Origin of the sequence: Hyphomonas oceanitis SCH89 (assembly GCF_000685295.1) — a bacterium.
Taxonomy (GTDB): domain Bacteria; phylum Pseudomonadota; class Alphaproteobacteria; order Caulobacterales; family Hyphomonadaceae; genus Hyphomonas; species Hyphomonas oceanitis.
Genome location: NZ_ARYL01000001.1, coordinates 300,823 through 312,161, shown reverse-complemented (window position 1 = coordinate 312,161; position 11,339 = coordinate 300,823). Strand labels below are relative to the sequence as shown.

The window sequence follows — 11,339 nt, the reverse complement described above, 5'->3', positions numbered from 1 at the left end:
ATTTTCCCCGCCGCTTTGCGGCTCCTCGCGCGTCAAAATTCAGCGCCAGGCCGGTGCTCCACTACGTTTCGCCCGCAAGCGGTTCAAACCCGTCCTGCGCCGTCCGGACGGTCCGGCGTCGACGGGGACAAGGGGTCCCCGAGACAAGAGCAAAAACGAAAGGAACGACACAATGGCAAACGCACTCGGATATGTCTCTGAGACCAAAACCGGCTTCGAAGGCGCCCTCGCAATGATGAACCTCACGAGCCCCATCCGCATCGAGAAGAATGGTGAGAAGGCCGCAGACGGCCAGCCAGACTACCGCATCTTCGCCGGAGACACCGCGACAGAAATCGGCGGCGGCTGGATGCGCAAGGCGAAAGCATCGGGACGCGATTATGTCTCGATCACCCTTGCAGACCCGCAGATCGGCCCGCGCAAGATCTACGCAAATCTCGCCCCGGTCAAAGGCAAGAAAGGCCGGCACGTGATCCTCTGGAACCCGCGGGACTAGGCCTCAATTTCATCGCCACAGAGCCGCTCCGGAGATCTTCTCCGGGGCGGCTTACGCGTGCCTGCGGCATGGTAAACTCGGCGGGGAAAAATTGCGGGGGCGCATTTTTCCTCTCAAAATCGGCGCAGCAAGCGGCATTCTGATCGCATCGGACAAAACCTCAGGAAAGGAGATACCGATGAATAAACAGGACAAGACGCTGCCCATGGCGGCCAATGACAATGACCTTTTCAACGTTGTGGAAGCAGCCGCATTCCTGCGGCTGAAGCGGTCGACGCTCGACCATTATCGCTGCGAAGGACGCGGGCCGATCTATCGCAAGCACGGCACCCGCGTTTTCTACACAAGGGCAAGCCTTCTCGCCTGGTCGGAAGCGCAGATGTTCTCGTCAACCTCCTCACGTGTTCAGCGCACGAAATGAGAAAAGCGTCGGCGATTGTCGCCTCCGGTGCCGTTCTGGTCAGCCTGACCGGTTTCATGTTCGATCCTCAGGCAAGGCTGATCTGGAACCGCACCGCTAGCGCGCCGGAAGGCCTCTACTGGCTGAGTGACGCCCCCTTCACCCACGGGCGATGGGTCGTTATCTCAGCCAGAAGCGGTGAAGCGGAATGGGCCGAGGCGAAGGGATTTGTTGGGCAGGACTGGCCACTGATCAAGCAGATTGCCGCCACGCCCGGCGATGAAGTCTGCAGGCATGGGGACCTCATTTCTGTGAACGCAAAGCACGTCGCGACAGCACTGTCTGTCGATCATCTGGGCCGCGAATTGCCAGCGTGGAGTGGCTGCGTCGTGTTGAAAGACGATGACGTATTTCTCCTAAATCCGCATCCGCGCTCGCTTGATGGCCGATACTTCGGCCCGACAAAACGCGAAGACCTGGACGGCGTTGCCGTCCTCCTCTGGAAAACGAATTAGGCTAACCCGGCGCAAGCGGGGTCAAGGCGATGCTAGCGTGAGCAAGGATCTGGAGAGCGGACCCGGTAGGGCAAGATTAAAGCTGTGGCACCAACCGCTGGTTAGTGCCTTGTCTGCACATCTGATTTTCGGTGCCTCTTGCAGGTTTTCGAGGGGCACAGGATTGACTGAGTTGCCTGAATCGACGGCGAGTCAGCAGGTGCACAGGCGATGAGCGCCGAGGACGATTTCACGCCGCGCCTGGGACGTATCCGGGATGTGGGCGCCGCAGGTGGCAAGCGGTTCCGGCAGCGTGTCGCGAAGGTTGCTGCCCGCCTTGCGAAACCGAAGGGAAAGCCAGGCTTTACCGGAAGCCGATATGGGCGCGGCGCGGTGGCCGGACGCATGGCGTCTGTCCGAGGCCTGCGGCTGCCCGGGCACCGCATGCGGCGTGTCATGGTCAAAGTGCATATCGCCCGGTCGAAATCCGGCGCCGGGCGCGCGGTCTTCAACGCCCATCTCAAATATCTCCAGCGTGACGGCGTAGATCGGGACGGGCGTGGCGGTGAATTGTACTCCTCACGGGAAGAGGGAATTGGGGCGCGGGAATTCCTTGAACGTAGCGAAAGCGACCGCCACCAATTTCGGATCATCGTATCGCCGGAAGACGGCGACCAGATGGGTGATCTCAAATCAAACATGCGTCAGCTAATGGACCGGATGGAAAGTGATCTCGGAACGCGCCTCGACTGGTTGGCTGTCGATCATCACAATACCGGCCATCCTCACACGCATATCGTCATTCGGGGCAAGGACCAGCTCGGACGCGATCTGATCATCGCCCGCGAATACCTGACACAAGGCCTGCGGCGGCAGGCGGAGGATATCGTTACCCAAACGCTCGGCCCACGCCGAGATCTTGAAATCATGCGAGCCCGTCAGAGCGAGATCAGCCAGGACAGATTTACAGGGATTGATCGTCAACTGCTGAGCGAGGCGCGTGAGGGGATTGTCGCGATCCCGCCACCCTCTACGAGTGCGGACCGGTTCCAGCGGTCGCTCAAACTTGCCCGGCTGAAGCATCTTGAAGGTCTCCGGCTCGCATCGCGGATGAGTGCCGGTCAATACCAGATGGAGCAGGGGTGGGCCGATACGCTTCGGCAGATGGGCCGCAGGGGGGATATTATCCGGACCTTGTCAGCGTCCCACACGCAGGCGCGGATCGATGACCTGAAGATGTTCGAGACGAGGGCGCCGGGCACGGGCCCCGTTCTTGGAGAAGTGATTGCATCAGGCCCAGCCGATGAATTGCGCGATACGCGATATTTGCTCGTGCGGGAGTTCGATGGCGGGACCTGGCATGTTGATGCAGCCGGGCTTGGTGCCGGAAGCATGCCGCCGAAAGGGGCGATTGTCGAAGTGTCGACCGCGATTAGCGAGCCGCGTGCGTCAGATCGAACAATAGCGAGGATCGCGGAGCGGTCAGGCGGAATCTATTCTGACGCGCTGCATGCTGCGGCGGAGCCGGGATCGAGCGCCGCCTATCGACTCGCGCACAAGCGGCGGCTGGAGGCGCTGAGGCGGGCAAGAGTGGTGATCCGGAGTTCGGATGGGTCGTGGTCAGTTGGAGCAGATTTCTTAGAACGTGCAGGTGGTTACGAACGAACACGCGCAGGCGGTGCTCAGATCGTAGTTCGATCCTGGATCAGTGTCCGTGAACAGTTGGAGAATCCGGGGGCGACCTGGCTCGATGCGCTCGACGATGCTTCAGACGGGAGAATGGGACAGGTTGAATTGGCGGCCAAGAGACGGGCGCGGCTGAACTTTTTGCGCGGGCAGGGGGTGCTGGCGCAGAGTGAGGCACGGGTCTCGGAAGAAGTATTGGTTAAGTTGAAAATGGAGGAATTACTCACGGCGTCGAAAGATGTGGCGCGGCGAACGGGGCAGGGCGCGGCTGAGCTTCAGCCTGGGGGCAGCTTTCGCGGGACGATGCAGACGACCGTCGACTTGGCGCAAGGGAGGATGGCGGTGGTCGGGAATGGGAAGGAGTTTGTGCTTGTGCCTTGGCGACGACAATTGGTCCAGCAGCTCGGACGGGAAATCGCGGTGTATCAAACGGCGCGAGGGTTGGAGTATTCGACAGCTCTCTCCCGAACAAAAGGCCTTACACGCTAGCTGATTGTTGAGCGACAACCATCATGGCCGGTAGCGACAGTGTAAATAGACATTACTTTTTTAGCACGAAGCAATACCCAATTGTTTGAGGGACGAAGTTTGCAGATAATTTCGAGCAGAAGACAGTTGAACTGTCAGACTACAATTCGTGGTGTCTATGTTTCCAGCGGTTTAGATCGCGCCTCATCACCTAAGCACCTGACCGGATACCAAAAAATCTTCCGAATCGGGACACCTTGAGGTAGAAGTACCGATAACTTTACAGTTTAGGAGGTAAACATGTCTGGAGGCGGAGGCAGTGGAAGTAGCAGCGATGATTGGCGTGCGCCGACCGGGGGGGGTGGAGGCGGAGAGAACGACAAGTGCGCTATCGTCGAGTTAACGGCACTGAACTCGCCAGTCGCGGCGGTCGTTTCGGCTCTTTCTGCAATGGATATCCTGCATATCGAGCTTGAAACAACTCCGCGTAAGCGTGTTGTGGCAAAGACCGCGGCCGGTCTTGTAGCGGGGGCAATCACTTCCCCAAAACTAATTGACATTATCGCGTGCCTCGAGAGCGGTTACTCCTACGAGGCCGAGGTCAAATCAGTTGTGGGCGGTCGTGTGGATATTGAGATCCGTCCGGCATGACACAAATTGATGTCGTTGGCGGTGTCTATGGAGAACGTTGCGCTTTTCCGGAATGGAATCAGATATTCGGGTCGGCAGGTCGTGCGGCGGCGGCATTGTCGGATCATGTAGACACTGTCAGACTACACACAGTCCTTCCGAGTGATGACCGTGCGGATCGGATACTAGCCAATCTTGATGCGTTTGGGATTCAAACTTTTTCGCATCCAGGCGATCAGCTTATTGGATTTGATTACATACACTGCTTGGCTGATCCCGCTATCAGTCCTTCACCAGATGCAATCGCTCGCCGTTCACCATTTGAGGTCGAAGCTGACATAGCGGTTTCGTTTGGCATGATGGAATGTGTTCCCAAGGTCCGCGCAGGCATGTGCGTATACGACCCTCAATCACCTACTAGTCCAGTAGGGTTTCGACACACGGGAGGTGAAGCTGAGCGGCTTGTGATTGTTGCCAACGCCCATGAGATTGAAAAATTGTCTGGCCTTCGAGGCGAGGTAGCAGCGAAAGCGGTGTTAGAAAGCGAGAATGCCGAGCTCGTCGTTGTGAAAAACGGATTATCGGGGGCGATTGTCATTGGCCGAAAAGGCGTGCTCGGCGAAGTCCCGGCCTACAAAGCGCACTCTGTCTTTACGATCGGCTCGGGGGATGTCTTCGTTGCTGCATTTGCTTATGCTTGGGCGATAGAGCGTTCAGAACCTGTTGATGCCGCCCGCTATGCCTCAAATGCAGTGGCAAGTTATGTCGAAACCCGCGCGCTCCCAATGATTTCGCCTGAAGATGCTGACGCTCATGTTCGTGACCCGGTAATTTTGAACAAGGGGCGCATATACCTAGCTGGTCCCTTTCGAGAACTCGGACAGCGAATTCTCATAAACGAAGCCCGTTCAATCATGAGGCAGATGGGCATGGAAGTTTTCAGTCCTGTTCACGATGTCGGTCGAGGACCTGCTGAAAAAGTGGTTCGGCTGGACTTAGAAGGATTAGAGACGTGCGACGCTGTCTTCGCGATTTTGAATGGTTCAAGCCCCGGAACCCTATTTGAAATTGGCTATGCGGTTCGAGAAAAGACGCCTGTATTCTGCGTTGCGCAGAATGTTAGAGATGTCGACATGAAGTTGCCGGTTGGCGCTGGCTGCACCATTCATCAGGATTTCATCAGTGCTCTGCATTTATTGGCGTGGCGGGTATGAAGACGGCTCTGCTCCTATCCGGAGGAATGGACTCTGTTTCAATCGCGTATTGGAAGATGCCAAATATTGCCATTACTATAGACTACGGCCAGAGGCCCGCTCCTGGTGAAATCAGAGCCGCATCGGCTGTTTGTTCGAGCCTGGGCATCGAACATCAGATATTGACAGTGGACATCGCCGCACTTGGAAGCGGCGACCTATCTGACCAACCACCGGTATCGGGCGCACCTGCAAGCGAATGGTGGCCCTACCGAAATCAATTCCTTCTCACCGTCGCAGCAATGCGATGTCACGCGGAGGGTGTGAATCGAATGATGATCGGTGCGCTAAAGTCAGATGGCTTTCATGCCGACGGGACTCGGGTCTTTGTCGATGCCATGAACGAACTATTTGCACTTCAAGAAGGAGAATTGGCTGTTGAAGCACCTGCTATCGGTTTTGATGCTGTTGAGCTGGTGCGGACATCTAAAGTGCCTATGGATATTTTGGCTTGGTCGCATTCATGCCATGTCGCTGAGTTTGCCTGTGGTTTCTGTCGTGGTTGTCGAAAACATTATGATACGATGGAGGCGGTGAATGGGTCCGCCTACTGAACCAACGCCTCGAGGCAACGTAACTCGGATCGTTGAGAAATCAGGATGGGAAGCCTCTTCTGAACTTCTCAGCGTGCGCGTGCCGTTTTCAACGGACAGGTATTTCGACGACGTTTTTACGGCCCGTCGGACGCGGCGAGTATTCGACCCAGTGTCGCTACGAGAAACACGTGGGTTCATTCAACACCTCTTCGCGCCGCAACTGATGGGAAAAAATGCACTCTCTGGACTAGCCCGAAAGGCATTTATCTCAGCTGGCGCATTGCATCCAATCGATGTAATTATTCTGTCTGGACCAGACGTCGACGCTCCGATCTTGTATTGTGATCGCCCGAACAAATTTGTTACGCTAAAGGTACTGAACCCGGCAGGTTTAGAAGAGGCCGTCACAGAAGCTCTGGCCATTCAAGCGAACGCCAAAGGACACGTAATTTTACTTGCTGGTGATCGCCGGGTTGTGTCGTCTCACTATCGTGAAGCGGAATCGCTCCTCTGGCGAGATGCCGGAGCGGCGTTGCAGTCTTGCTCACTCGCAGCTCACGCGTACGGTTACGGCTTTTGCCCACTCGGGCAGCTTGGCACGGGGGCGCTGCAGTCCTTGGGGCCACCACACGAGGATTTTGCGGCACTCGGTTTAGCGGTTTTCGGACGTTGACCCGTGTTCAGTGCACCACTTCTTCGCTTATTCGGGCAACGCGACCGAGCCGGCGCATGTAGTCCCACATGATGGCATCTACGAGGCTCGCGGGCTCTTCAATCGCAGTGCAAAACTCCAAAAACTTGCTTTCCATGAGGTAGTAGTGACGATTAGGGTCAGCGCTACCATCGTAGATACCCATATGCTTTCCTGCACGGATGATATGAACGTCAAGAATCGCAATATCATCCGATCCAAGATGATTTCTTACTATCCAGGAGGCTGTTTTAGGGCCAATGCCGTTCATGGAAGTTAAATGATCGCGTAGCGCCACTGCCTCCTTTGGAACATCGCGAGACGCTAGACTCGACAAGGCTGCGGATAGGTACCGCGACTTTTGCCTGATGAAGCGATATTTGCGAGCCTTACCTGTTACTAGAAACGGTTCGGAGAGCGCATCTTCAATTGCTTCAGGCGATGCTCGCCCATCCAACAAGCAACCACTTTTTAGCCTCTCAAACGCAGCCAGCCCCAACTCAGCGGGCATTCCATACCCTCCGAGCAAACATACTGCTACTTCTTCGAGCAGCGACCGCCCCAACTTGAATTGTGTATATCGTTCTGCTTCTCGTTGCATCTGGACTTGGTATTTCCAGAACGCTGCGGTGAGCAAGTCCTCTGCTCGGCCCCAGACCACACCAGGAAGGAGCTCGACTTCGGGTCCCGGCAGATTAATAGCCACTAATTCTGCACCGGTGTGTGCCCAAGCAGATTGCAAATAATTTGAATGATCCATAGCCGTGCGAATCATCATTTGTACCGAGAATCAATGGGAATTTTGTGCTTGGATTTATTGGGATTTAACGTTCCGGGTTTGATTCTGAAATGGACTCCTTTTGTGCCGCCAGCACGACATAAGAGACTTGTATGTGGTTCAAGCTGAGCCCACTGATCTGCGATCCGCTGGTCCCCCGGTTATCACGAGGGTGTGACCTTTCTTAGCTCTGAAACTCAAGTTTGGACAATTAAGGAGTAGAGCGTTCCGGCGTTGTCCTAATGCATTGGTTTGCCGGAATAGGCTTCGAGCGCCACTATTCAGGTTGTGCCGTGCACGTCATGCTCCAGCCCACTTGCTAGGAGCCTTCCATTGTCACCCACGAAAATCCTTCTGGGTCAGATCGTTGGCGTTCTTGCGATAGTTGTTGGTGCGACTTGGGCAGCTACGCAATGGGCAGCGGAGGCGCTGGATTTTCAGGCCGCTCTGGGGCGGCCCTGGTTCGTAGTGGTAGATCTACCTGTCTACAAACCCTGGCGGATTTATCAGTGGTGGTATGCCTATGAGGCCTATGCGCCGGATGTGTTTAACCGGGCAGGACTGATTGCGCTAAGTGGAGGCGGTCTGGGTATCCTGGCGGCAGTCATCGGATCGGTGATGCGCAGCCGACATGAGCGGAATGTCACTACCTACGGGTCGGCGCGCTGGGCGTTGGTTCAGGAGATGAAATCAGCCGGTCTCTTCTCGGACGCTGGAGTTTTTCTCGGCCGGTGGAAGGGGCGGTATTTGAGGCATGCAGGGCCTGAGCATGTCATGGCCTTTGCGCCCACGCGGTCGGGGAAGGGGGTGGGGCTGGTGATCCCGACGCTCCTGTCCTGGACCGGCAGCGCGGTCATTCACGATATCAAGGGAGAGAATTGGGACCTGACCTCGGGCTGGCGAGCGCTATTCAGCACCTGCATCAGGTTCGATCCGACCGATCCCTCGTCACCGCGTTACAATCCCCTGCTCGATGTGCGGCGGGGCGAACGGGAAGTGCGCGATGTGCAGAACATTGCCGATATTCTGGTTGATCCCGAAGGCAGTCTCGAACGGCGCAACCACTGGGAAAAGACCGGACATGCACTCCTTGTCGGAACTATCCTTCATGTCCTCTACGCTGAGACGGACAAGACGCTGTCGGGGTGTGCCCGCTTCTTGTCTGATCCAAAGCGGAGCTTTGAGGCGACTCTCACCGCAATGATGAGCACGCGGCACAAGGGACGTTCTGTGCATCCAGTTGTCGCACAGACGGCCAGGTCACTGCTGAACAAATCGGAGAACGAGCGCTCGGGTGTCTTGTCGACAGCGCTCAGTTTTCTGGATCTCTATCAGGATCCGGTCGTCGCGACTGTCACGGGTGCAAGTGATTGGCGCATTGCTGATCTTGTCGGTGCGGACCGGCCTGTTTCGCTCTACCTAGTGTGTCCGCCATCAGATCTGTCGCGCACCAAGCCTCTTATGCGCTTGCTACTCAACCAGATCGGACGAAGGTTGACAGAAGAAAAGCCGGACCCGGCACGACGCAAATTGCTCCTGATGCTGGATGAGTTTCCGGCGCTCGGGCGACTCGACTTCTTTGAGCAGACTTTGGCGTTCATCGCGGGGTTCGGCATCCGGGCCTACCTGATTGCGCAATCCCTGAACCAGATAGAAAAGGCCTACGGTCCCAACAATTCGATCTTGGACAACTGTCACGTACGCATCGCTTTTGCGACGAATGATGAGCGGACCGCCAAACGGGTTTCAGAGGCGCTCGGAACGGCGACAGAGCTGCGCGCGCAAAAAAACTATGCGGGGCACAGGCTGGCGCCATGGCTGGCTCACATGATGGTCTCGCGGCAGGAGACGAGCCGACCGCTTCTCACGCCCGGCGAAATTATGCAGCTGCCGGCGGCTGACGAACTGGTCATGGTGTCCGGTGCACCACCCGTCAGGGCGCAAAAGCTTCGATACTACGCCGATCGGAGTTTTGTTGATCGTGTCATTCCCCCCGCGCCCAGACAACTTAGTCTACGCTCTTCGTATGATGAATGGAGCGATACCTCTCTGGCTGATGCGAAGGGCGACGGTAGTCGGCGAAGTGGCGGTGAGCGCTCGGATGGCGGTTTGGAAACTGTTCCGGAACTTGCCTTGGCTCCCGAACTGCGCAGCAAGGACGTCGCCAGCGATGAACAGCCGGATCTGGAAGATACACAGGATGCCGGTGATGCCGATCACCTGGACGCGGTTCGCCGCGCCGTCGCCATGGATCGCGGCGACAAAGACATGCTGCCGGATTTCTGATTATGCCCAAACCGCGCGCCAATCTGAGACTGTCACCCAAACTGAACGATGCGCTCTGCGCAGCAGCGGAACGTCCAGGCGTGACGAAAACAGCGATCTTGGAAGCCGCACTGCAGCAGTTCCTGTTCCCGGAAGAGGATCGGGGGCTGGAAGCGCGACTTATCGGCCGCATGGATGCCTTCGATGCGCGGCAGGGCAAGATTGAGCGAGACGTCACTCTGACGATGGAAACACTCGCACATTACGTCTTCTATTGGCTCACGCGCACAGATCCGATTCCGGAAGGGGACCGTGATGCGGCTCATGCGCTCGGGCAGCGCCGGTTTGACTTCTTCATCGAACAGGTTGCCCGAAAAGTATCCGGGCAGGGTTCCTTGGCGGATCGCATTCCGTTGGAACATGACGATCTGGACTAGTTTAGCGATTAGGCACTCCGGCCGCGCGCAAAATTGACGATCATGTCCGCACTGAGATGGGTGTATCGCTTCAGCATTTTCCAGTCCTTGTGGCCTGTCACGAGCGCAACCTGTTCGATCTGGAGACCCGCTTCGAACAGTCGGCTGGTCCCTTCATGTCGAAGATCGTGAAAGTGCAGGTCTTCAATCTCTAGTTCCTGGCAGGCGCGGCGGAACGCTGTGCCAATCGAACGCGGATTGTATGGGAATATCCGGCCCTTGGTGGGCCGGGATGCGCGCTGTTCTGCAAGCAATGCCCACGCGTCATATCCCGCCAGGTCGACAAGCGGCACACGCTGGTCGTTTCCATCCTTGTTGCGAGGGTCCTTGCGGTCGCGGACAAGAACCGTACGCTTGCGCTCATCAATGTCCGACCATTCGATTGAGCAGATTTCTGACTGGCGCATCGCGGTAGCGATCGCGAACTTTACGATCCGGGCCATGGGTGACTTCAGGCGTTCATTGGATTCGAAGTGAGCAATGAGTTGGTCGAGTTCTTCCTGTGTCGGGCGCCGGTCACGCTCACGGCCCTTTCCGACAAGGCCGAGCCGGAAGAGAGCCACCCGCGCAAGATCAACTTGTTCGACTTGAAGGGGCACGCCGTGAACAGCGGTCGCATGCAGCATGATGGTCTTCAGGTAGGAGATGTCCATGGCAATGGTGACGGGGCCGGCACCTTCGCTCCGGCGATCCCTTGCGAACTCGATGATCCTCTCTCGCTCAATCTGGTTAAGGCGTAAGTGGCCGATATCGTCTCTCAGCTTGTTCAGGGAGTATGCCTTCGAACGGCGCAGCGGTTTGCGTACATCCAGCATGTCGGCAATGTGGAGATCGACGAGATCGGCAACCGTGTTTATAAGGTCCGGGCGGTGCTTGGAGACGCTTTCTCCACGGTCCACCCGGCGCTCCATTTTGAGTGCCCATTCTTCGGCGTCCTTGCGGCGCAGGAATGACTGGGAGACATACCGTCCTTTGCGGCGGACCTGTGCCCGCCAATTGCCGGAAGGAAGCTTCGTGATTGACGACATTTCGTGTGCGCTCCGTGTGCACAGAGGGATCAAAACCGGTACAAACGCGTGCAAATCAGTGCACACGAATTGCACACGTTCTCGTTATAGTCCTTTGAAACTACTGAAAAAATGAATAAAAATCAAGTACATAGATTT

General features: G+C 56.6%; 11 protein-coding genes. 9 read left to right on the top strand and 2 right to left on the bottom strand.

The genetic code is table 11. The features are described 5' to 3' along the window. The first annotated feature begins 172 nt into the window (after positions 1-172). The 7 genes from HOC_RS01485 to HOC_RS22070 all read left to right on the top strand — a co-directional run bounded on the left by HOC_RS01485 (position 173) and on the right by HOC_RS22070 (position 6,636). Positions 173-496: a DUF736 domain-containing protein gene (locus tag HOC_RS01485; protein WP_035535055.1), complete on the top strand. Its 324-nt coding sequence runs from the start codon at positions 173-175 to the stop codon at positions 494-496. A 178-nt stretch (positions 497-674) separates the two neighbouring features. Next, positions 675-917: a helix-turn-helix transcriptional regulator gene (locus HOC_RS01480; RefSeq protein ID WP_241766843.1), complete on the top strand. Its 243-nt coding sequence runs from the start codon at positions 675-677 to the stop codon at positions 915-917. Further along, complete coding sequence (locus HOC_RS01475; protein ID WP_051624410.1) at positions 914-1,411, top strand: S26 family signal peptidase; 498 nt, start codon at positions 914-916, stop codon at positions 1,409-1,411. The genes HOC_RS01480 and HOC_RS01475 overlap by 4 nt, the downstream gene beginning before the upstream one ends. Before the next feature lie 210 nt (positions 1,412-1,621). Then, complete coding sequence (locus HOC_RS01470) at positions 1,622-3,565, top strand: DUF3363 domain-containing protein (RefSeq protein ID WP_035535053.1); 1,944 nt, start codon at positions 1,622-1,624, stop codon at positions 3,563-3,565. Between the two features lie 626 nt (positions 3,566-4,191). Then, positions 4,192-5,388 (top strand): PfkB family carbohydrate kinase, encoded by a 1,197-nt coding sequence (locus HOC_RS01460; RefSeq protein WP_035535051.1) that lies wholly within the window; start codon positions 4,192-4,194, stop codon positions 5,386-5,388. Next, a complete protein-coding gene (locus tag HOC_RS01455) occupies positions 5,385-5,981 on the top strand; it encodes a 7-cyano-7-deazaguanine synthase (protein WP_035535049.1) in 597 nt (198 codons plus the stop codon). The genes HOC_RS01460 and HOC_RS01455 overlap by 4 nt, the downstream gene beginning before the upstream one ends. Beyond that, complete coding sequence (locus tag HOC_RS22070; RefSeq protein ID WP_156950335.1) at positions 5,965-6,636, top strand: nitroreductase family protein; 672 nt, start codon at positions 5,965-5,967, stop codon at positions 6,634-6,636. Before HOC_RS01455 ends, HOC_RS22070 begins: the two co-directional genes overlap by 17 nt. 7 nt (positions 6,637-6,643) lie before the next feature. Here the strand turns inward: HOC_RS22070 and HOC_RS01450 are convergent, their stop codons facing one another. Then, a complete protein-coding gene (locus HOC_RS01450) occupies positions 6,644-7,432 on the bottom strand; it encodes an 8-oxoguanine DNA glycosylase (protein ID WP_084146070.1) in 789 nt (262 codons plus the stop codon). A 333-nt stretch (positions 7,433-7,765) separates the two neighbouring features. On the opposite strand from HOC_RS01450, the gene traG reads away from it, so the two are divergent. After that, on the top strand, positions 7,766-9,718 hold the full coding sequence (traG, locus tag HOC_RS01445; RefSeq protein ID WP_035535047.1) for an IncP-type conjugal transfer protein TraG: 1,953 nt from the start codon (positions 7,766-7,768) through the stop codon (positions 9,716-9,718). Positions 9,719-9,720: 2 nt separating this feature from the next. Further along, positions 9,721-10,134 carry a ribbon-helix-helix domain-containing protein gene (locus HOC_RS01440; protein ID WP_051624406.1) on the top strand — a complete coding sequence of 138 codons (414 nt, stop codon included), beginning with the start codon at positions 9,721-9,723 and terminating at the stop codon, positions 10,132-10,134. An 8-nt stretch (positions 10,135-10,142) separates the two neighbouring features. Here the strand turns inward: HOC_RS01440 and HOC_RS01435 are convergent, their stop codons facing one another. After that, the gene (locus HOC_RS01435) at positions 10,143-11,201 is read right to left on the bottom strand and encodes a site-specific integrase (RefSeq protein WP_035535045.1); all 1,059 of its coding nucleotides are present in this window, start codon (positions 11,199-11,201) and stop codon (positions 10,143-10,145) included. Positions 11,202-11,339 lie beyond the last annotated feature (138 nt).